This is a genomic window from Coleofasciculus sp. E2-BRE-01 (assembly GCF_040221695.1).
Taxonomy (GTDB): Bacteria; Cyanobacteriota; Cyanobacteriia; order Cyanobacteriales; family Coleofasciculaceae; genus Coleofasciculus.
Genome location: NZ_JAVKEA010000198.1, coordinates 18,407 through 40,848 on the forward strand (window position 1 = coordinate 18,407; position 22,442 = coordinate 40,848).

Sequence of the window (22,442 nt, forward strand, 5' to 3'; positions counted from 1 at the left end):
TTATTCGGTTAAAAAACTAATCAGCGTTTGACCCCGAACAACTTCCGGGTCATTTTCTCCCAGTAACTCAGCAAGTTCTTGCAGTTTAGTTTTAGCCTCCTCTATTTTATCTTCATCGATCAAAGCAAAACAAGCATTGATTTTCTCCTGCACTTGATTGGGGCGTTCTTTCACCCCCATCAATTCATATAAAATTGAATTGCTATCTCTACCATAGGTATGAGGCGTTACTTCAATAAGCTGATAATCTTCTAAAATAAATACATTTTCTCGTTTCACATTACTCAGAACTTGAGGTGAGTGAGTTGTCACGATAAACTGACAATTCGGAAAGGTACGGGTCAGGCTGGGAATTACAATTCTTTGCCATTGGGGATGCAAATGTAAATCGATTTCGTCAATTAAAACAATACCTTCGCCTTCTAACGCATTAACTCCTAAGCCAGGATTAGCAATTGCCAATCGCCTCGCTAAGTCAGTCACCAACATTAACAGCATCTTTTCTCCATCTGAGAGTTGCTCTAACTTGAAATCTTGATTATTCTTGGTGATTGTTAAAGAAGGGGGTGCAGGGTTGCGAGTAAAATCAAGATTTCTTTGGGATTTTGATCTAACTACCCGCAGGTTATGAAAATCGCTATCGGGAAACTCTGCTAAAAATACTTCTATTGCTTTTCTGATTACCTCTAAGTTTGGATTCCTATATGCATTATCTTGGCGCAAGCGAATTTCATTTTCGTAGTCCTCTTCTTGTCTGAACCATATCAAAAAATCTTTAAAATTATTTGTTTCGGGATTAAATGATCCCTTATAAGCATTCAATTGATTAATTTTGAATAGAAAATCTTTGATATATAAATCATCTGAATCAATGGGATTAGCACCTAAAATCATTCGATGAGTTCTGTAATATATTAGTAACGGTAAGTTTAGATCTTGATTCTCTTCTTGTAATTGTTGGCGCAAATATTTAATATAATAATCAACCTGATTGTAGTTGCCTGAAATTTCTTGCTGATTGATATTCCTTTGAATATCCCAATATATTTTATTGTTAGAATCCAATGAAATAGTAGTGGATGCATAAGATTCTTTTGTTGCAAACTTAATATCATCTATTGCAAAAGTTTTATTGATTTTTTTGCAAACATTTTCTAGCTCAAAAAAATTAGTTATTTCAATTTCAATTATTCGTGTTTCTAGTTGAATTAACAGGGCAGCAACGCAATCCAATATAGCTGATTTTCCGGAAGCATTTATTCCAATCAATATAGCTAAATTGTCCTGTGGAAAATAAAATTTTATTTCTTTAAAGCATCTAAAATTTTGAATATGTAATTCATCAATATGCATAAATAACCCAAAATGAATAATTTATATAAATTATTTTACTTGAAAACCTTTGCCAATTCAAGCCAACTCAGCCAGTAGCCCTCTACAAAATCTCAGCCATTTGCCTAGCCATCCTATAGCATCAATCCAGTAATCACAGTTAACGGCTACAAGACGTAATCAGTCAATTGTAGGGGCGGGTTTAGCCACTAATTTAGCTTGTCACAGATAACTGAGCAACAAAACCCGCCCTTATGCTTAAATCTTACTGGATAAGAGTTCCAGTCCATTTTAATGGACTTAAGCTATTAGCCCGGAGTTTGAACTCCGGGCGGGCGTGTCACTTAGCGTTATCCAGAATCCTCCTTTTCCAGCAAAGCCAATAAATTTAATTCCTTATTCACTACATACATCACCGGATTCTTCTGCTTAATCACTTTCCCCTCTTGCACCGCTCGTTTTAACCAATCTTCCATCTGTCCTTTTCGTACCTGCAAAGATTTAGCTAGAGATTTCGCATCTTGAGGTTGCTCTAATTGGTTAAGTATAAAGGGTAAAACCGCTTCATAAATATCTTTGGCGGGTAAATTAATGGAAATCGTTTTATCTCCGCCTAAATCATCTCCGGCTGATGATTTTTCCGACTCGATTCCTCCCCCATCAGCTTGGCTTTCTTCAACCTCAGCTATAGCTGCATCTAAAAGTGTACGCAATGGCTTATTCCAAGGAATTTCTGGAAAAACGATTCCTCCCTTTTCCAGCAATTTCTGATTCCCTTCAGGTACAGTTCCCTGCATCCGCACAAAAACGGGGACATCTTTTACCTTTCTCAACACCTCAGTCGCCCCCGCCCAGGTTCCACCTTTACCAACAGCAGAACTAATCACTAACGCATAATCAGCTAACGCATAAATATACTTGTTTCGCCCCATAGCATTACCCGCACTGAAACTAGAATCGGGGTCATACGCAGACACTAATGTCAGTCTACCTTCTTTAATTCCCGCACGATACTTACTCGCCACAGCCGCCTTCGTTAAACTATCAGCAAGTATGCCCACAGCATTCCCACCTGCTGCTAATATACCTAACATTGAAGCTTGATCTACCCCACGCGCCCCACCAGAAATCACATTAATTCCCTGTTCTGCACAGGTTTGGACAACTCTTTCGGTATAATTAAGTCCGTCTTGATCAACATCACGAGAACCAACGATAGCCAACCCAGCTTGAGCAAGCAATTCTCTATTACCAATTCCATAGAGAATCGCGGGTGCATTATGTTTCAATCTCTGCTTCAAACATTGAGGATAGTCTGCGTCACCTCGCCCCACTATCCATAACCCCTGGTTAGTCCACTTTTCCACCGCTAAACCCAGCATGACACCGCGCTCAAGTAAAGCGACTAACCGCTGAGAATCCAGCTTGCCAATGGTAATTTGAGATAAGCGATTTTTCAGGGTTTGATCAAGCAAATCCGCTGGATTTAGGTTATCTTCCAGCAACCAACTCGCTACCGTATTATACTCGCTCAGGGTTAAAGGTTTGGGTTCAGTTTGGCGATTTTGCCCAAAGCTGGCACACAATAATAAAATGGCTTGAGTATTGGGTGACAGCAGATGGTAATCCATAATCTTCTAATTGGCTTACGCTAACGAATTAAGTGCCAATGCTAACGGAAAAACTGGACCACTTCCAGCCCGACGTAACAGTGCAGCAATAACCGTGAATGTCCAACGTGAGTCTACCATATCATCAATTAAGAATACTGCACCCTTCATGCCTTGCCAATGGTTCACTTCAAAGACACCATCGAGGTTATGGGCTTGTTGGTAACTGTTCCCCATCTGTTTTTGTGGCTGATTCTGGCGAACTTTCTGCACAATTGGCTGAAAGGGTAATTGTAATTGATTGGCGAGTCGTTGAGCAAAATTGGGGACAAGTTGGGGATGATGTAAGGAAGGGACACAAGTTACCCAAGTGGGAAAAGGTTGAGGGTGCCAACGTTGAATCATCTCAAATGCACCCTGCACTAAGGCGTCATCAAAATCATGATTAGGGTATTTACCTTGTTTAACTAATTCTCCCCAACCTGCATCCCCCCAAAGTGATAATGCTCGTCCGGGTTCAGCGCGTAAATTATCGCGAATTTTCCCAGAAAACCCATAACTAGGAAGTGCTTTAGATGCCCATTGTTTACGAGGTTCGATAATTTGGTCACTACGACGAAGATACTGAATTGCTTGATTAACTCGGTCTAGTGAATAGGTTTCGGGTAATAACGGTCTACCCAAGCATACCGCACATTTACCGCAAGGCGTTGGCTGGGGATCATCTAATTCTCTGGCGAGAAATGTCATCAAGCATTCTCGACTGTTCATATAGTCAAACATGCGAGTTTGTTCTTGGCGGCGAATTTGGGTTAACCGTTCAATTTTCTCTGTATCCGGTTGATAAAATACGGGCGTCGCATACCATTTAGAGCCTTGCTTGGTTACGGGTGCAGGGGACTCTAGGGATAACAGTTTCAATACCTTCTGAATTTGCCCATTAGAAAGATTGAGATGCTGCTCGATTTGGGGAACCGACAATCCATCTTCGGCTTGTTCTAAGGCATTTAAAACATCCTGAACATGAGTCTCTGGCGGAAAGGCAGTTTGAATAAAATAATCAGTAATTTCCTGATCTTCATCCCCACTGAGCAGAATCCCATAAGCTTGCTCTACCGCTCTCCCGGCTCGTCCGACTTGTTGGTAATAATGAACAACAGAACCCGGACGCTGGTAGTGGATGACAAATCCTAAATCCGGCTTATCAAACCCCATTCCTAAAGCGGTTGTCGCGACTAAAGCTTTAATTTGATTGTTAATTAGTTGGTCTTCTAAGGTTAAACGCTGTTCATGGGTTAGAGCCGCATGGTAGGCTTGAGCATGAATCCCTTGCTGATTTAACCAATGGGCAACTCGTTCCGTATCTTTGATAGTTAATGCGTAAATAATCCCACTTCCGGGTAAATTTGGCAGCTGTTCAGCTAACCACGCCATGCGGGCGGCGGGACTCGGTAATTTAATGGTTTGTAATTGTAAGCTTTTTCGGGTTAGAGTACCTCTGGATACCAGCAAATTGACACCCAGTTGAGTAATAATATCGTTAACAACGCGGTTATTTGCCGTGGCGGTTGTGGCTAGGGCGGGAATGGTTTGAGGAAGCGCTTGCAAAACACGAACAATGCGCCGATAGTCGGGGCGAAAATCATGTCCCCAGTCGGAGATACAATGGGCTTCATCGACAACAAATAAGCCAATTCGTTGGGAGATGGGTAACAGAATGGTTTGGCGAAAGTCTTCATTGGCGAGTCGTTCGGGAGAAATGAGCAGAATATCAATAATTCCTGCTTGTAATTGAGCGTTAATCTGTTCCCACTCTTCGGGATTACTGGAGTTAATCGTGGCGGCGTTAATATTAATCCGTTTAGCAGCGACAATTTGATTTCGCATTAAAGCCAGGAGGGGTGAAATGAGGAGAGTGGAACCTGCACCACTATTTCGCAGCAAGCGAGTGGCGAGAAAGTAGACAATGCTTTTCCCCCAGCCTGTGCGTTGTACAACCAGAAGCCGCGATCGCGCTAAAATTATGCTAGCGATGGCTTCCCATTGTCCATCCCTGAATTGAGCGGTTGGGTTGTTAAGAGCTTGGCGCAGCAGCGATAATGCTTGGGCTTTCAGTTGGGTTGTCATATCGATACGCCGTGTTGAGTGAAGTTAAGGGTTTTCTGAAGCAATGTTATTGGTAAAACCCGCCTCGACTGTCCTTAAATTCTAGCTATTCTAGCATCAAGCGCCAAGAACTCAAGTTCTTGGCTTATAGCGCAAGTCATCTAAAGATGACTATAATTATGTTCCAACAGTAGGCTAGATTATTTTGGTTTTTAGTTATTTTGTTAAAGTAAGCGCTGGATCAAGTCTAATAATTTTAACGTTAATTTGCCCTAAACAATAAAACAATAGCATATTTCTATTAATTAGCTAAGTAGGGGACAAGATTTTATTGCCTCCCCACCTAAAATCGGATCATTGATACAGTTATTTTACCCGCATACTGAGTTTATCCAGAAACTGGATTACTACTCTTTCAAGCGGTCTATTTTGAATCATTTGAATAAATTTACTGAGTGGATTTACTCCAATAACATAATTCCCAATTTGAATCCCCAGAGGTGCTAAATGCTTACCTGATAGTTCCTGGTGCAGTAAGGGAAACTTGCCCTGCTTTAAATACTCGATCAGCCACAGCACATCACTATTTCTTCTCTGTTCCTCATCTTTAAATCTGTCCTGCTCACTTCCAGCAATTGTATCCCTGTCAAATGAAATAATGCCTGTTAAGTTAAACAGTGGGCTTTTGCTGATGTAGCATAACGTTTGTTTCCTGGTGGGAATTACACCCAGGTTTATTGAATCCAGGAAACGGGCAATGAACGCCAAAGGTTGAGGGATGGCACTTTGCGTATCACTAATATCAGGTGCGAGGAGTAAAGAGGGTTGATTTTTGATAGACTGTTGTAAGTCAGGACTATCCATAAAACTCTGTTCAATTTGGCGAATCTGACCGTCCGCGTTTGAATTGCACTGCCTTAAAATATCGCGCCATCTGTCGCCACTTAAAAGCTCTAAAAGGGCGATGTACTTGCATCCCAAACTGTGACCTATCCAAAAATACTTGTCCAGATTTTGATAAACTTCAGTTGGGTAGTTGAGTCTCTTAGCAATTTGGGAAATTTCCTGGGACAGAACTTTCTGTTCTTGTAACAAACTAATTGAAACAGACCAATGGCGAAAGGTAAACCGGAAGGGAAGAGCAATGATGGTATAACCTTGATCAAATAACGTTTTTAACAAATAGCGATAAAAAACCGTGGGAAAACTGCCAAAGAAAGCACCGCCGATAAATTGAATAACACCTTTGGGATTTGGGTGAATAGCCACCCAGCTAAAGGAAAGGGGCTGAAACTTAAATGTCTCGTTCATCATTAATTAATTGTGCTGTGGGACAAAGACAAAGAAAACAGAAATGTCTCTCCTTCTAACCGCTGTGGCTAAATTGACGCTTGAGAGGGAGAAATAATTTTTGAGTGTGATAGTAGAGATATAGCAGGCTACGTCTCTACTATCTTTTGGTTCAAGAGTTAGGTTGACATAGACTAAATGCCAGGTTAACTTTTGATGAATTAACGGTTTGTAGCCTGAGTCTCTAACTCACTAATCCGTTCCACCATTGTGCTTAAAACCTGTTGCAAGCTATCGGTTGTTTCGGAAATTACTCCATTGCCTAGATTCGGGGGGTTAGGATTAAGCCGATCAGGATTTTCTCGGATAATTTCGGCTAAACCAGGGTCAAGCTCAAGGATTTCAGGGGGTAGTTGCCGTATCGGAAAAATTGGGAATTGAAACTGAGTGAGCGTAACTTTAGAACCGCCTGTAGCCGTGGGAAGCGCATAAGCAAGTTGGTCAAAGTCTACGTTGTCTGTGGGAAAGTTTTGCGGCAAGAATGTTCCCCGTTGCTGAGGGGTCAGCAACAAGTCAAAGGAGTTAGAACCAAATAAATTAGCTAAGGAAAGTGTTACAAATCCACGTATTTCAGTATCTGCACTGGTAACAACCCGTCGGTCGGTGACATCAGGTTGTAAGAGAAATAACCCCGTATCTCGTGGAGGAATGGATATCACATAGGTTTGAGTAGTTGGGGTCGAAAAGGGAATTAATGGCTGATTGGAACCCGCGACATCAAAAAATGCCAGTAGCGGTTGGCTGTTTAGGTTGGGAGACTGAGCGGTGAAATTGACTCGCAGTCGGACAGGAGTACTGCTATTGAGATTAGAGATCGTCAAAAAGTAACCCTGGATAATAGTCCGACCTGCGCCTAATATGTCAGCAGCCGGCTGCACTAGGGGTTTAACCAAAAGCTCAAATGTAGAAACAACTGTGGATACAGCCATTAGCTTGAAACTCCTTTAATAGAACATCAAAATTGAGTACCGCTTCCGAGAAATTCAAACTGCTCTGTCAGGAATGCTTGACTGATCAATTGATTTCCGCCGCGTTGTACTTAGTGATTAACCGGGTTGTCTCTCGGTTATTACTAGAAACGAGGATTAAAGGGAGACTATTCCAGATTGATACAAAACTTTACATTAAGAGTTGAAGTTATGAAAACTGTTCCCCGTTCCCTATCCCAAGCCAGCCCTCACCCCCAACCCCTCTCCCAAGCTTGGGAGAGGGGAGTTAGAGTCGCTGCGTAAGTTCTGATAAGTTATGACTTATGGCGGATGATTTCTCTCACAGGAAGCCGCTAAATTCTTCTAAAGACGACTGGATCAGCGTTTGAATCCTAACTTTAAAATCTGAAATGGCAACCATTGAGGAACTCAAAACCCAAATTAGCAGCGCCCAAGATTTGCAATCAGTGGTGAAGACGATGAAAGCGTTGGCGGCTGTGAGTATTCGTCAGTATGAAAAAGCCGTAGAGTCTCTGGTTGAGTACAATCGCACTGTAGAAATGGGGTTACAGATTCTCCTCAAACAGCGTCATTTTGCCGAATCCTTCACGATACCCCGATCGCTCCTTAATCTGAGTGAAGCCCAATCGCCGTCACAGAGTATGATTGCGATTATTTTTGGGTCGGATCAAGGGTTATGTGGTCAGTTTAATCAGCAAATTGCCCATCATGCGATCGCACACCTAGATCAGCAAGATGTGTCATCGGATCAGTTAGCGATCGCAGGCGTTGGGGCGCGAGTGATTCCCTCCCTGGAAACGGCTGGATATGCGGTAACTGAGGCATTTCCCGTACCGCGATCGGCATCAGATATTACCCCTCAAGTCCAAGAGATCGTGCTGACGATTGAACAATGGCGAGAGGAACGGCAATGCGATCGCATCCTCTTATTTTATAATCACCCGTTATCAGGGGCGTCCTACGAATCGCGCCATCTCCAGCTTTTACCCCTCGATCCCGAATGGTTGCGCCAGTTAGAAGCCAGAGAATGGGCAACATCCATGATGCCGAGTTATACCATGAACTGGCAGCAATTATTTTCAGCCTTAATCCGCCAATATCTGTTTGTGTCTCTTTATCAGGCGTTTGCTGCATCTCTGGCTAGTGAAAATGCCAGTCGTCTCTCCTCAATGCAATCCGCCCAAAAGAACATTGATGAACGACTTTCTGATTTAAATTCCCAATATCGTCGCCAGCGTCAAAGTTCAATTACGGCGGAACTCTTAGATGTGGTAGCAGGTTTTGAAGCACTAACGTAACCATAAGTAGGTGGGAAACAGTATTAAAGAGTGGATAAGCTTCACCCGATTGGGGGAACGGAATGGGGGAAGTTAGGTGCTGTTAGATCATGCTACCAATGAGAAAGTTGAGTTTTCCACATTAGCTGATCATCTCTAGGTAATATGACTTATTTTTTAGGTAAAATCAGCCAAAATTTAGCTAAATTTCAAAAAATACAGCCAGCTTATTCTGCTTTACTAGGATGGTTACTCATTTCTCTCGTAGGACTCAGTGCTTGCGGACAACCTGCCAATCAGAGTGACGTTTCAACTCCAATCTCCCCACCTGAATCTGACTTCTCCGAAACCGAGTTATCCCAATCTGAATCCCCGGAATCCAGTTCAGCAGAAACTCAATCCCCAGACAGGACGGAATCTCGTGTCCAACGTCGAGTTAAAGTCTTTTTTCCGATCGCGCGATCGCAAGATCCCACCAATGTCAAATCCGTTTGGCGAACCACATCTAGTCAAGGAATTGCCCAATTTGCGATCGCCCAACTTCTCGCTGGTCCTACCTCCTCAGAGAAACAGCAGGGACTTGTTACCGTTCCCTCTCTAACTGGAGCGTCTAATTGTGGTCAAGACTTTACAATTTCGATCAATAATGGCGTGGCTCAATTGCAATTTTGCCGAAACATGATTCACGACGGTATTGCAGATTCAGTGCGAACTACAACTGCCATTGAGAAAACGCTTAAACAATTTTCTACGGTTAGTCATGTCATAATACTTAACCGAAATGGAAACTGTTTGGGTGATGAAAGTGGGGAGAACCTTTGTCTAGGAAAAGGCTCGACTCCCGTGAAGCTAACTCCCCTCTCTCAAATTGCGATTAATGGTTTTGGTCCTGTAAATATAGGCATGACTGTTGACCAGGCATCACAAGCGGCAGGATTTGATTTAATTCCTGTTAGCTCAAACCCTAATCCGGTTTGTAGTTACTATAAGCCCACTCAACTATCCGAAGGACTTGGTGCTAATTTTATGGTCAGAAACGGACGTATTGCCCGAATTGATATTAAAGATTCTCGCCCGACAACAGTCAGTGGAGCAAGGGTTGGCGATACAGAAAACCAGGTTAAATCTCTTTATGGGGAACGGCTTCAAGTGAATCCTTTACCCAATTCCGAACAGGGTCATTTCCTGACATTTGTTCCCCAAAGCCAAAGAGACCAGAATTTACGCCTTAAGTTTGCCACAGATGGAACTAAGGTGACTCAAATTATTATCGGAAAACGTCCCGAAGTCGATTATATCGAAGGCTGTCTGGATATCGTCCCTGGTGGAGTCTAATTAAGTTTTAATTAATGATGAAAAAAATTAGCGCAATTGCCCTAATAATGGCTTTGGGGATACTCGGTAACTGTAAATTAGGTGTTACTCAAGCTGCCTTATCCAGTCAACGTCGTTCGTTTAAACAATGGTGTATTCAACAAGATAGTTTGTCCGATGAAGCGAAAAAAACAGTGGCGGTACTGTTAAACAAGGCAGGCACAAATAATTGTGAACAAGCTGATCACAATCTGTCAAGCCGCACTCAGCTTAACCTCAGAATCCAAAACATAACGGATATACGCCCTCTTTCTGGATTAACGAATCTGAGAACGCTTTACCTCGGCTCTAACTTGATCTCAGATGTCAGTCCTTTAGTCGAACTCACGAATCTGAAGAAGGTTGACCTTAGCCATAACCAAATAACAAATGTTAACCCTCTGTCTGGACTAACTAATCTAGAATGGCTTGACCTTAGTCGTAACCAAATAACAAATGTTAACCCTCTGTCTGAACTAACTAATCTAGAATGGCTTGACCTTGGTCATAACCAAATAACAAATATCAGCCCTCTGTCTGGACTAACTAATCTAGAATTTCTTAACCTTAGCCATAACCAAATTACCAATTTTCGGATTATTTCTGCGCTAATTAACTTGAAAGATATTGCTCTCAACAGCAACCAAATTACAGATATTTACCCTTTAGCTGAACTAACGAATCTGAAGCGGATTTCCCTCAATAATAATCAAATCACGACTGTTCGTCCTTTAGTCCAACTAACAAATCTGGAGTCGCTTTACATTGGTAATAACCAAATCACAGATATTCGCCCTCTTTCTCAACTCACTAATCTGAGGCAGCTTGCCCTCAATCATAACCAAATCACGGATATTCGTCCTCTTTCTCAACTCACTAATTTGACGGGTCTTGCCCTCAGTCATAACCAAATCACAGATATTCGTCCTCTTTCTCAACTCACTAATCTGGAGTGGATTCATCTCAACTATAACCAGATAACCAATATCACCCCTTTAGTTAACCTTAACAACCTAACTGGACTTGATCTTCACTCCAACCAAGTTACTAATGTTAGTCCTTTAGTTCAACTCAAAAACCTAAATTGGATTGACCTCAGATTTAACCAAATCACCGATATTAGCTCTCTTTCTGGATTAACGAATCTGATGAGGCTTTACCTTGAAGGCAATCCGATTACACCACCGACTTGTCCATCCACTTACTCATATATTTGCTTTTGGGGAAATAGTGATGAGGAGTAAACTTGTCCTGCACCTTGTTTGATGACTCTCATGCAAGGCTTAATCACTGTTATCATTTCTCACCCTACCATCTGGCATGATAGTATTGCAGAAATTCACGTCGGTTAAATTGGCATTTCGCAGGTTAGTATCCCGTAAATTTGCATAGCTTAAATCGGCATAAGACAAGTCAGCCTCTTCTAAATTGGCATGACATAATTTGGCATCAGTCAAATCAGCACCATTGAGGTTGGCACTAGCTAAATTCGCATAACTAAAGTTAGCTGATGTCAATTCTTCATCACTTAAATCGATACCCTTCAAGTTGGCATGACTAAAGTTAACTTCACTGAGTCCCCCAATAACGCTGAGGCGGAAATTATTTGGAAAATGACTGATGTAATAACTTAGATCAAAACCACTCAAATCAGCCCCAGACTCAATCAGTATTGCTCCCTTTTGAGTCAGGTCAACGTCAACTACAGCATTAATACAAGATCCGTAGAGCGTTCGTGTGAGTGTGGCGTCACTCAAATTGACTTTGATAAAACTACAAACCCCCGTTAAATTAGCACCCGTTAAGTTAGCCTTGCTCAGGTTGACATCATTTAACTTAACACTTACGGAGAAGCAAGCGTGAGTCAGAGAAGCTTGGCTGAGATTAGAACCCGACAGATTGACTTCCTCAAAATCAATGTTACTCAAATCTGCACCACTTAGGTCGCAGTTGTTCCAAGATGATTGAAGTGCAGACATACAATTTAGAGTTGCCCCAGTTAGAGAGGAATTTTTAATCAGAGTGTGATCGAAACAGACATTACTCAAATTAGCATAACTAAGATTGACCTGATCAAACTCTGCTCCCCCCATAAAATTTGCATGGCTTAAATTGGCATAACTGAGATTTACCCTATGCAAGTTAACTCCCCCCAAATTGGTATGGCTTAAGTTTATGGCACTCAAGTCAACATTGCTGATGACCACGCCGTTTAAATCCACACCCGAAAAATCTCTTTTACCCGCTTGATAACATCTAATCAGTTCATCCTTGTTCATATCATGCTCCCAGAATCGGAATGATTATACAAAATCTAACAATTTATAATTTGCTCTTGCACCTCACGTTACGTCAGGTTATCGGACGAATCCATTCCCATTGTTTTTACGTGTTTATCAGTTGGTCTAGCCTGCTCATTTTAGCTGAATATTAGGGTGGCTTAATTCACCCGATACGTTCACCCAATCGGGTGAAGGTTAGCGAAATTGCTTTAGTTACGTTTATAAAAGTCCGATGAATCAGGATTTCATTGGTTCTAGTTAACCCAAGCATTTTGAAATGCACAAAATAGGAATTTTGTCTAATTCAAACTTACTATTTAGCTTAGGAATTGGCGTAACAGCATCTTTGGTGGTGCTGACCCCGGCTCAAGCTCAGACAACTGCGTTCACGGATGTCTCATCGGAGCATTGGGCGCATGACTACATTGAGGTGCTAGCAGACCTCGATATCATCAAGGGATTTCCTGATGGAACATTTCGTCCAGGAGCGCAAATCACTCGGGCGCAGTTTGCGGCTATTTTGCGGCAGGCTTTCCTCGCGACAGAACCTGTTTCTGCCGTAAAATTCAGCGATGTTCCTCAGAATTATTGGGGATTTGCAGCCATTAATAAAGCTCGTGCTGCTGGCTTTTTGTCAGGTTATCCCGGCAACATCTTTAAACCTGAGCAACCTATTGCCCGGGTGCAAGCCTTGGTTTCTCTGGCAAACGGCTTAGGCTATACAAGCGATAGACCCGAATATCTGTTTTACTATGCTGATGCTGATGCGATTCCAGATTACGCCCGCTCCAGCATCGTGGCAGCAACTCAAGCTCAACTGGTTGTCAACTATCCGTCGTCGGCTAAGCTCACGCCTAATCGCTATGCCTCCCGTGCAGAAGTCGCAGCGTTTGTCCATCAGGCTCTGGTTCAGGAAAACCAAATTGAACCCCTATCTTCAGCCCCCTACGTGATCAATATCAATCCTGCGGATTTGCCAAGAATGCCGATTTCAACGATTCCGGCACAGGGAATGGTTATATCTTTGGGCTTAAGTGCCTCCGGTGAGCGTTTAGTCATACTCAGCGAAGCCGCAGACATGATTCAAGTCTGGAAAGCCCATAGCGCAGAGCGAGTCACCGAAATCGTCACCGACGGACAAACCCGCTTCGAGACGGTGGCTATCAGTGGCGATGGCACTCAAGTGGCGGCTATCGTACAAACTTTACCTTCAAATGCGCTGGAACTGTGGTTGTGGAATGTAGACACAGGCGAGCAGCTATGGCAAAAATCCTTGGGCATTGCTCAAGGTCAACAACGCGATCAAGGCGGGTTTATCAGTGTTCCTAGGGCTAACTTGGTCTTTCGTCCCGGAGATGACGCCATCCTCAGCCAGGTCAGTTTGGGAGTTGATTCGGGGCAACCGATTGACGCTCCACTCCAGCTCTACAGCACAGCTACTGGCGAGGTATTGAAGTCTATAGGACAGACTCAGTGGTACAGGCAGATCGAGTTGAGTCCCGATGGAAAATTGCTAGCTGGAATACCATTCTCCGGGGAAATGATCGATATCTGGCAGTTAGACAGTGGCAGTCGCCTGCGTACTTTCACCTCTGAGGTCAAGTACAACAGGTTCAATTACCACAGGTTTAGGAGGATGGTTTTCACCTCAAATAGTCGCTTAAATGTACTGTCTACCAAACCTGAACCTCGTGAAAGACGAGCTCCTTATTCCTTTGATACAGTACAGCTTGATACTTGGAATGTTCTTACAGGAGAATCCGTCCGGCAGATCACCGATTTGTCATGGGTCGATAAGTATCATAGCCTCAGCCGTCTCAGTCCTGATGGTGATCATTATCTAATGTTCAATCTGCTATTGCCTAGGGTTCAGATGTACGGGTATGAGATCCAAAACCCCCACTCACCCATTCCTTTCAACGTCCGGGGTGGCTATCGAGCTGTCTTTAACGCTAGGGGAGACTATTTCGCGGTTGCGACTTATGAGGGGGTTAAGTTCTTTAGGTTTGATCCTTAAAATTAGCCAAAAAACACTTACGATAGATAGCCTCCCATGATTTGCGATCGCTCTTGCATTCCTCGCATAGGCGCTGCTATCGACTGTATTTGACGCTCTGGCAAAGGCGCGATCGCCTTGTTATAGTAAAAGTAAAAAATGAGTGCTATTCGGATCAGGAGGTAATCTTATGGAATCAAAACCACGTACCTTTAAAGAAACAACTCTACTGTTTATAGGGGGCGCTGGTGCTGGACTAATTATTTTTGCCCTATTCGGCGGTGTATGGCACGTCACTCACTTTTGGTGGGTGATGGCAGCAACTACACTCTTCTGTGGTTTATTAGCCGTAGTGTTCCGTCAAAACTTCCAGAAAATGCTAAATGCTGTGATGGATAATGCTCCTTGGATTTAGAAACATAAATAATAAAATTTATGGTAATTTATAACTAGCCACCCGTACCTTTAAATCTCCCTCTTGGGGAGGGTGGCTAAAAATAAAGGCTCCTTCTTGAATTTCACCACTGGACAAAAAGTTAATCGTTTGTTCCCCTGATTCTTGAACTCCCGCTGCTGTTGTGAGTTCCGCCATTACCTGAACAGATTCTGCTGTTCTCCCCCCGCTATTGGTGACGGTAAAGGGAACATAATATTGCATTTCTACTTGGCGAATGTCTGTTTGTTTAACAGTTACACAGAGAATAGGGGGTTGACTGTCTCTACCCAGTCCTCTAAATGTGACCAGTCCCACAATTGTGATTAAGATGAACAGGGCTATTGTAAAGCTGACCCACTCCGCCGGGGAACGATGAGAGGAATTCGTTTGATCGGGAGACTGATCACTCATATCATATCGCTAAACGTCCAGCAGCACCACCAATAGTGGCAGGTAGCCCTAATAACAGCGTATACCGCAACCACAAAAACCACGGATCACTCAAGCTAAGACGGTTGAAGAACCACAACATTAAAGCCGAAGCTAGCAGTGAGATCAAGTAGGAGAGAATAGTTTTCCCGATAGCCGTCGGCAAGATCCCGTTGAGGAGGTGGTGTTGGTGTTGGTTAGCAAAGCCAGCAGCAAAAACAATCCCGTAGGAAATGAATAAGGATGCGGCTATAATTATCAGTAGCCAAGGGGATGAAGCTGAAGCTGCTAGGGTGGGAATTTCGTCAGTCGGGGCAATACTAAAGGCGACAATGATTGCACCGATTAAGGTGGCACTAATATCAGCTATCATCGTCCGTAAACCTCGTTTTTTGATCGGCTGTAAGTATTGACTGGAGTCAGATTCAGCCGATTGTTCCGGCAGTAGCGATCGCGCCATCGCGACACCCAGGGAAAATGGCACACTCTCAAAAATAACTTTTCCCAATGCTTCATCAATGGGAGTTTCTCCAGTAATGCGACGCAGCAAAATTAGAATAAACGTCGCACAAACAATGCCAATTGCCAAGGCTTCTACGCTTTCCATTGCCGCATGAAGCATCCCATCACGCCTGCTTTTGCGAAAGCCTTCACTGCGATTAAATAAAAATACCACAATATAAGTAATGCTCAGAATAGCAAGTAATAGAATAGGTTGAACCGATGACCCTATCCACCAAACTTCCATTGTATAGAGTAGAGGAATACCAAACAAACATCCGCCCAATATCCCGCGAATTATCTGCTGAATTTCTCTTGCCCAAGCCTGGGATTGCTGCCGTGTTTGTAACTGTTTAACCATAGTTAATTAAAGTATTAAAACAATCCTTATTTAAGTATTTAATTCTGCTATACTCTATCGTCCATAGCCAAGCCTCTTAAAGGGCTAATGAGCAAAATACTGACGATGATTTAGCGCTGATCGAACTAAATTTTACTGGTTTAACCCTAACTCAATCAACTTTCTTTAGACAGAGATCAGATTACACTATTTATTAATAAAGCAAACTTGTCCTTTTAAGAAAAACATTAGGGGAGGTAAAACTTGGCTGCACTGATTTCACTGTTGACGGTGATAAGCTTATCGCTACTCATTACTCGCATTGCTACTGTGGCGCTGGCACTCACCGGACTGTCACGGGAATCGGCAAAGTTCCAGGCTCGTTCAGCGTTTACAGGGGTAGGCTTTACCACCAACGAAGCGGAACAAGTGGTTAGCCATCCGGTACGGCGTCGCATCTTGATGCTGTTGATGCTGCTAGGGAATGTGGGCGTGATCACCACGATTTCATCCCTAATCTTGACATTTTTGAACACAGCGAGTAACCAGCAATGGCTAGTGCGATCGCTGATATTGGGGATAGGATTAGCGGTGCTGTGGGTTTTAGCCACGAGTAAATGGATTGACCGTTATTTGTCACGACTGATTAATTGGGCGTTGCATCGCTGGACTACGCTGAATGTGCAAGATTATGCCAATTTGCTGCGTCTGTCTGGTGATTACACCGTAATGGAGATGGAAGTACAACATGACGATTGGTTGGCAGAGAGAGAGTTAGGGGAGTTGGGGTTGAGGCAAGAAGGCGTGGTGGTGCTGGGAATCCAACGGGAGAATGGTCGCTATGTGGGCGCACCGAAAGGACACACTCGCATTTGTCCGGGTGATGTCTTGATTCTGTATGGTCGATTACCCTTGCTGAATGAGTTAGACCAACGGGGTGCAGATTGGACTGGCGAACAGTCTCACCAAAAAGCCGTTGCCCAGCAGCAACGGAACTTGGCAAAACAAAATCGGGAAGAGGCAGAGGATAACCTTTAGAGCGTCGGTTTCAGCATACCAAAGGATAAAGGATAAAAAACGAATTAAGGAAAAGAGTCGGTAGACCGCAATGCTACAATCAGAGGGGGTAAGGGGGAAAGCTAGATTTGATTCGCCATAAATTAAGGTCAATCCGAAATAGATTAGCTACATTAAAAAAACTATTGATGGTAAACCTTAATCGAGCGCTGCACTGAATCAGGGCAGTTAGGGACGCAAAATACCCCACATTACTACGCTTTGAGGGATATGGCTATGCAGTCGGAACAACAACAGCGAATCATGGGCTACTTTATGGAGGAGGCACAAGACCACCTCAATACCATAGAGCAAGGTTTGCTAAATCTGCAAAGCACCATCGAAGACACTGAGACGCTGAACGAAATGTTCCGCGCTGCTCATTCGGTCAAGGGCGGAGCAGCGATGTTAGGACTCAATAGCATTCATCAAACTGCCCATCGCCTAGAAGATTACTTCAAAGTCCTTCAAGAGACTCCAATCCAAGTAGATACTCAGTTAGAAACCCTGTTGCTGCGAGTTTTTGATAGCCTCAGCGCTCTGTTAAACCAGCTTCAATCTTATGGCTTGACCGACGAAACAGCTAGCACAATTATGTCTGAGGCTGAGCCTGTTTTTGAGCAACTCAACAGCTATTTACAACAGTTAGCCCAAAACACCCAAATGGCTGGTGATACTCCTACCCTAGCCAACTCATCCCAATCCTCTAGTAAAGGAACAAAAACCTTGCCCGCCACCTTTAAGCGAGATGTCCTGGTAGAACTGCGGGAGATGTTGCAACTGTATAAGCAGTCGGATACTCCCGAACATCGCCACGCCCTGCAAGATCATTGCCAACGGTTGATCGAATTAGGCGATCGATTGGACTTACCGGGGTGGGGTGAACTATTAGAGATATCAAAACGTGCGATCGCGAATCCCGAAAATTCCTACCGCTTACTCGCTAGCGTCACCATTAAAGAAATTAAACAAGCTCAAGAGTTAGTTCTGACTGGGCGATCCGCCGAGATTGTACCCAGTGAACAACTCAAAGCCCTTGCACCAGATGCAACAACAGTCGAATCAACCACAGCATCTGATTCTAGCACCTATTTTTCCCCTCAACCCACTCCTGCAACCGAGGAATCTAACCAAAACCAAAAAGAAACCACCCATCTCCCCGATAGTCGAGATACCTATATCCAAGCCGAGGATACCTATATCCAAGACTCAAACGGCACCGGCGGGTTCAGACGCGATCAACTCCAATTCTCGACGGTTCAATCCTCAAACTCTATCTCTCCCCTCTCTGATCAGGGCGAACCTGAAGTGGGTATTGCAGAACTCAATAGTTTAGCCGATATTTTTGAAACTCAAACACCTGATTTAGATCAAACTTGGCAAGAAGAAGAAGATGTTATCAACCTAAACGATACATCCTTAAACTCGGATTCAGATGATTTTCTGGATTTTGAAGACTCGAATGATTTTTCGGATCTAATTGGGGAGAGTGAGCAAGAGAATTCAACAGCCGATGATCTGTTAATGCAAGGGTTAGACGAGGACTTCGCCCCAGACTCGATCGCCAATCCTCAAGCCTCAAAAGAATCATCGGATTCCCTTGATATCTCATCCAGCTTAACCGATGACTTTTCTGATCTACTATTTGAGTCAGATAGCTCAGAGGATTCAGACCAGATGAGTCACTCAGACGATGACTTGAATGGTTTATTTGGTGAGAGTTTCTTTGACGAGGAAGGAGAAGCTTCGTCAGCGGAAATTCTCAGTCATTCCGAACTTGAGGATTTGGATGTAGAGGAGAACTTTCCTCAATCCTCCCTTCAGGGCGATGAAACAGTCTCAGAGTCAGACTTTGACTTTGATGACCTACTAGAAATTTCTAGCACTGAGGAAAATCCCCGAACCCTGGGAGAATCAGTCAATCAGGACGATTTAGATCTAGAAGACTATCTAGAAAGTAATGATTTAGATCTAGAAAACCAGTTAAACAATAACAATCAAGCTGAGACAATCGACATCGAATCAGCAACACCAGAAGCGGGGGATGTATCAAATCCCTTTGAAGAAACATCTCTCGACGATTTTGATCAAGAAGCTTGGGAAGACTCAGAAGATCTCCCCGATTTTGAGGCGCTCGATGACTTCTTTGATTCAGAACCTGGAGTTGAATCAACACCAGTCGATAGCTTGACTGAGCCAGAAAACGATTCTATCGTTGAACTGCCCACATCTACGGATGAAGCGTTATTGAATGAAAGCACAACTTCAGCCAAAAAGGATGGAGATAGTTCGGAGTCATTGTTTGAGGAACAAGGCGACGAAATTCTGCCAGAAGTAACAGAAGATGTCGCCGAACTCTTTGCTGAAGAGGGTGAAGAGTCACAAGGCTCAACGGCACAGGTAGAAGATTTTGATATCGATTGGTTAACGGATGAATCTCAAGGGACACAACAACCGTGGACATCGGAAACGGAATCATCAGCTGATCTGTTTGGCGATGGGGAAACACCACAGGCTCCATCGAACGAAGATTTAGACGACTTATTTGCTGAAGACGGTGAGGAGTCATTTGATTCAAGCGCCCCAGTAGAGGATTTAGAGGCAGATTGGCTAACTGATGAGTCTCAAGAGACACCGCAACCGGAAACATCGGACACCGATTCGGATATATTGGGGGAGTGGGAAACTCCAGGAACAGCGCCGAGCGAAGACTTAGACGACTTATTTGCCGAAGAGGAGGCAGAAGCCGCCCCAAGCGCCGAACTAGAGGGTTTAGATGAAGATTGGTTAATCGATGAATCTGTAGAGACACCGCAACCGGAAACATCGGACAGTGCCGCCAATCTATTTGGGGATTGGGACATCCCAGAAACATCATCGGACGAAGATCTAGACGAACTTTTTAGTCTGGAAGAAGCGACTGTTGATGATGATTTTTCATTAGCAACTCTGGCAGAAACCGAATGGGATTTGGATTCACCCCGAGAAAGCGCTGACGAGTTTGCTGATTTAGAAACCATGCTGGATGGGGAGACGTCAGCAGCATTGACCAGTGAAAGCGCTGACGAGTTTGCTGATTTAGAAACCATGCTGGATGGGGAAACTTCAGCAGCATTGACCAGTGAAAGCGGCGATGAGTTTGCGGAATTAGACGCAATACTGGATGGGGAGACGCCAGCAGCAGCATTGACCAGCGAAAGCGCTGACGAGTTTGCTTATTTAGAAGCAATGCTGGATAGGGAGACGCCAGCAGCAGCATTGACCAGCGAAAGCGGCGATGAGCTAGAGGATGAGCTAGATAAAGAACTAATAAGCATGCTTCGGGAGGCTGAATCGAAAGGAGGTCCAGCTACAACAACAAATACAGGTTCGCGACAAACCGCTCCTTTGCCCAGTCGGAGACCGCCTCGGATATTTGAACAAACGATGCGAGTTCCGGTTAAGCACCTGGATAGTCTCAATAACCTGGTGGGAGAACTGGTAGTCAGCCGTAATAGCTTAGAACAGGATCAAGAGCGTCTGCGGCAATTCTTGGATAATTTACAGCATCAAGTCTCAGCGTTGAGTGATGTCGGGGCGCGGATGCGGGATTTGTATGAGCGATCGCTGCTGGAAAGTTCTCTATTAGCCAGTAGTCAAAGCCAACAGCGCTCTCATTCTTTATTCGGGTCAGAAAATGCTGCACCTGCATCCAAAGAGTCTGATTCTGAATCCTCTGAAGATTATCATCCCTTGGAAATGGATCGCTTTACCGGCTTCCATTTACTCTCCCAAGAGATGATCGAGTTAATTGTGCAAGTGCGGGAATCGGCGTCTGACGTGGAATTCTTGGTGGATGAAACCGATCAGGTGGCTCGCAACTTACGACAGGTGACCACTCAACTCCAAGAAGGACTGACGCGATCGCGCATGGTTCCGTTTGCCAATGCTGCTGACCGTTTGACTCGTCCGGTGCGGGAAATTTCCCGCAAGTTAAGCAAGGAAGCCCAACTGCAAGTGGATGGTCGAGAAACCTTGCTCGACAAAATGATCCTGGAACACCTTTATGATCCTTTAACCCACTTGGTCAATAATGCCATTACCCATGGCATTGAATCCCCAGAAGAACGGCAAGAGATGGGTAAACCTGCTGTGGGTCAAATTACTCTGCGAGCGTTCCACCAAGGAAACCAAACGGTGATTGCCATTTCCGACGATGGCGCAGGTATTGACCCCGAACGGATTAAACGAAAGGCAATTGAGAAGAAACTGATCAGCCAAGCCGAGGCGAAAGACCTAACCAATACAGAGTTGTATGACTTTCTGTTCCACCCCGGTTTTAGTACCAAAGACGAAGCCAGTGAATTCGCCGGACGCGGTGTGGGGATGGATGTTGTCCGCACCAGTTTGAGCGAAATTCGGGGCGCAATCTACATTGAGTCGGCGTTAGGAAAAGGCACAACCTTTACCATTCGGCTACCCTTAACCCTGAGTATTTGTAAAGCCCTCTGTTGTTTGAGCGATCGCGCTCGCATTGCCTTTCCCATGGATGGGGTGGAAGATATGTTTGATGTACCTCAAGATCGCTTACAAAAAGATGCCAACGGTCAAGTCGGTGTCTCCTGGCGGGACACGTTAGTCTCTGTGCAACCCCTGAGTGAATTGCTCTCTTACAACCGTTCAATTAGTCGGGGTAATGTTTATGGGGGTAAGCGAGAAGACGACCTCGTCTCAATTGTTGTGCTACGCAGTTCTGGGACATTCATTGCCATCGAAGTGGATCAGGTCTTAGGTGAACAGGAAATCGTGATTAAACAACTCGAAGGTCCTCCGCCTAAACCCATTGGTATTGCTGGGGCGACAGTCTTAGGAGATGGTCGAATCATGCCCATTGCCGATGTGTTAGAACTGATTGACCTCGCCAGCGGACGCCTGCGGAAAGACAGTGTGACGATTTGGTCGAGAGGGGACAGCGAAGGTGCAGGAATTGAGGAAGCCCCAGAAACTCCCCATGAGCCACTCGTTTTGATTGTGGATGACTCGATTACAGTCCGTGAACTCCTCTCAATGACCTTTGCCAAAGCGGGCTATCGAGTGGAACAATCCCGCGATGGTCAAGAAGCCTGGGATAAACTTCGGTCAGGCTTACCCTGTGATATTGTATTCTGCGATATCGAAATGCCGAGAATGGATGGATTAGAACTACTCTCTCGACTCCAGAAAGATGAGAATCTCAGCCAGTTACCCATTGCCATGCTCACCTCTCGCGGGGCGAAACGACATCGGCAAATGGCAGCACAGCTTGGCGCGAGTGGTTACTTTACCAAACCTTATCTGGAAGAAGTGCTGCTCGATGCAGCTCAGCGGATGATTCAGGGTGAAGTCCTGTTTAGTAGTAGTGAGGCTTGATTAATGTGTAGGGGCGGGTTTCACCACTATCGTTTA

At 44.2% G+C, this 22,442-nt stretch carries 15 protein-coding genes; 7 read left to right on the forward strand and 8 right to left on the reverse strand.

Going from position 1 to position 22,442, the window contains the following annotated elements; all coding sequences use genetic code 11:
* The 5 genes from RIG66_RS25160 to RIG66_RS25180 all read right to left on the reverse strand — a co-directional run bounded on the left by RIG66_RS25160 (position 1) and on the right by RIG66_RS25180 (position 7,327).
* Positions 1–1,353, reverse strand: coding sequence for an AAA family ATPase (locus tag RIG66_RS25160; RefSeq protein ID WP_446381478.1), 1,353 nt, complete (start codon positions 1,351–1,353; stop codon positions 1–3).
* Between the two features lie 329 nt (positions 1,354–1,682).
* Positions 1,683–2,963: a DNA-processing protein DprA gene (locus RIG66_RS25165; protein WP_446381480.1), complete on the reverse strand. Its 1,281-nt coding sequence runs from the start codon at positions 2,961–2,963 to the stop codon at positions 1,683–1,685.
* A gap of 15 nt (positions 2,964–2,978) precedes the next feature.
* Positions 2,979–5,069: a RecQ family ATP-dependent DNA helicase gene (locus RIG66_RS25170; RefSeq protein WP_446381482.1), complete on the reverse strand. Its 2,091-nt coding sequence runs from the start codon at positions 5,067–5,069 to the stop codon at positions 2,979–2,981.
* Between the two features lie 345 nt (positions 5,070–5,414).
* Positions 5,415–6,362: a DUF1350 family protein gene (locus RIG66_RS25175; RefSeq protein ID WP_446381484.1), complete on the reverse strand. Its 948-nt coding sequence runs from the start codon at positions 6,360–6,362 to the stop codon at positions 5,415–5,417.
* Between the two features lie 197 nt (positions 6,363–6,559).
* Entirely contained in the window at positions 6,560–7,327 is a 768-nt protein-coding gene (locus RIG66_RS25180) for a hypothetical protein (RefSeq protein WP_446381486.1), read from the reverse strand.
* Positions 7,328–7,737: 410 nt separating this feature from the next.
* Here RIG66_RS25180 and RIG66_RS25185 point away from each other — a divergent pair, with 410 nt between their 5' ends.
* From RIG66_RS25185 to RIG66_RS25195, 3 genes are all read left to right on the forward strand, one after another.
* Entirely contained in the window at positions 7,738–8,646 is a 909-nt protein-coding gene (locus RIG66_RS25185; protein ID WP_446381488.1) for a F0F1 ATP synthase subunit gamma, read from the forward strand.
* A gap of 144 nt (positions 8,647–8,790) precedes the next feature.
* Positions 8,791–9,960 carry a hypothetical protein gene (locus RIG66_RS25190; protein ID WP_446381490.1) on the forward strand — a complete coding sequence of 390 codons (1,170 nt, stop codon included), beginning with the start codon at positions 8,791–8,793 and terminating at the stop codon, positions 9,958–9,960.
* Positions 9,961–9,974: 14 nt separating this feature from the next.
* Positions 9,975–11,222 carry a leucine-rich repeat domain-containing protein gene (locus RIG66_RS25195; protein ID WP_446381492.1) on the forward strand — a complete coding sequence of 416 codons (1,248 nt, stop codon included), beginning with the start codon at positions 9,975–9,977 and terminating at the stop codon, positions 11,220–11,222.
* A 39-nt stretch (positions 11,223–11,261) separates the two neighbouring features.
* Here the strand turns inward: RIG66_RS25195 and RIG66_RS25200 are convergent, their stop codons facing one another.
* Complete coding sequence (locus RIG66_RS25200) at positions 11,262–12,257, reverse strand: pentapeptide repeat-containing protein (RefSeq protein ID WP_446381494.1); 996 nt, start codon at positions 12,255–12,257, stop codon at positions 11,262–11,264.
* A gap of 298 nt (positions 12,258–12,555) precedes the next feature.
* Here RIG66_RS25200 and RIG66_RS25205 point away from each other — a divergent pair, with 298 nt between their 5' ends.
* Entirely contained in the window at positions 12,556–14,277 is a 1,722-nt protein-coding gene (locus RIG66_RS25205) for an S-layer homology domain-containing protein (RefSeq protein ID WP_446381496.1), read from the forward strand.
* 169 nt (positions 14,278–14,446) lie between these two features.
* Positions 14,447–14,671 carry a hypothetical protein gene (locus RIG66_RS25210; protein ID WP_446381497.1) on the forward strand — a complete coding sequence of 75 codons (225 nt, stop codon included), beginning with the start codon at positions 14,447–14,449 and terminating at the stop codon, positions 14,669–14,671.
* Between the two features lie 18 nt (positions 14,672–14,689).
* Here the strand turns inward: RIG66_RS25210 and RIG66_RS25215 are convergent, their stop codons facing one another.
* Positions 14,690–15,103, reverse strand: coding sequence for a TIGR02588 family protein (locus RIG66_RS25215; RefSeq protein ID WP_446381499.1), 414 nt, complete (start codon positions 15,101–15,103; stop codon positions 14,690–14,692).
* Between the two features lies 1 nt (position 15,104).
* On the reverse strand, positions 15,105–15,983 hold the full coding sequence (locus RIG66_RS25220) for a TIGR02587 family membrane protein (RefSeq protein ID WP_446381501.1): 879 nt from the start codon (positions 15,981–15,983) through the stop codon (positions 15,105–15,107).
* Positions 15,984–16,226: 243 nt separating this feature from the next.
* Between RIG66_RS25220 and RIG66_RS25225 the strand changes: the two genes are divergently transcribed.
* Positions 16,227–17,000 (forward strand): TrkA C-terminal domain-containing protein, encoded by a 774-nt coding sequence (locus tag RIG66_RS25225; RefSeq protein WP_446381503.1) that lies wholly within the window; start codon positions 16,227–16,229, stop codon positions 16,998–17,000.
* Between the two features lie 255 nt (positions 17,001–17,255).
* Positions 17,256–22,406, forward strand: coding sequence for a response regulator (locus tag RIG66_RS25230; RefSeq protein ID WP_446381505.1), 5,151 nt, complete (start codon positions 17,256–17,258; stop codon positions 22,404–22,406).
* Positions 22,407–22,442: the final 36 nt, after the last annotated feature.

Coding starts and splice junctions, on each gene's coding strand:
- RIG66_RS25160 (WP_446381478.1), bottom strand. CDS start 1,353: ATGCATATTGATGAATTACATATTCAAAATTTTAGATGCTTTAAAGAA.
- RIG66_RS25165 (WP_446381480.1), bottom strand. CDS start 2,963: ATGGATTACCATCTGCTGTCACCCAATACTCAAGCCATTTTATTATTG.
- RIG66_RS25170 (WP_446381482.1), bottom strand. CDS start 5,069: ATGACAACCCAACTGAAAGCCCAAGCATTATCGCTGCTGCGCCAAGCT.
- RIG66_RS25175 (WP_446381484.1), bottom strand. CDS start 6,362: ATGATGAACGAGACATTTAAGTTTCAGCCCCTTTCCTTTAGCTGGGTG.
- RIG66_RS25180 (WP_446381486.1), bottom strand. CDS start 7,327: ATGGCTGTATCCACAGTTGTTTCTACATTTGAGCTTTTGGTTAAACCC.
- RIG66_RS25185 (WP_446381488.1), top strand. CDS start 7,738: ATGGCAACCATTGAGGAACTCAAAACCCAAATTAGCAGCGCCCAAGAT.
- RIG66_RS25190 (WP_446381490.1), top strand. CDS start 8,791: ATGACTTATTTTTTAGGTAAAATCAGCCAAAATTTAGCTAAATTTCAA.
- RIG66_RS25195 (WP_446381492.1), top strand. CDS start 9,975: ATGATGAAAAAAATTAGCGCAATTGCCCTAATAATGGCTTTGGGGATA.
- RIG66_RS25200 (WP_446381494.1), bottom strand. CDS start 12,257: ATGAACAAGGATGAACTGATTAGATGTTATCAAGCGGGTAAAAGAGAT.
- RIG66_RS25210 (WP_446381497.1), top strand. CDS start 14,447: ATGGAATCAAAACCACGTACCTTTAAAGAAACAACTCTACTGTTTATA.
- RIG66_RS25215 (WP_446381499.1), bottom strand. CDS start 15,103: ATGAGTGATCAGTCTCCCGATCAAACGAATTCCTCTCATCGTTCCCCG.
- RIG66_RS25220 (WP_446381501.1), bottom strand. CDS start 15,983: ATGGTTAAACAGTTACAAACACGGCAGCAATCCCAGGCTTGGGCAAGA.
- RIG66_RS25230 (WP_446381505.1), top strand. CDS start 17,256: ATGCAGTCGGAACAACAACAGCGAATCATGGGCTACTTTATGGAGGAG.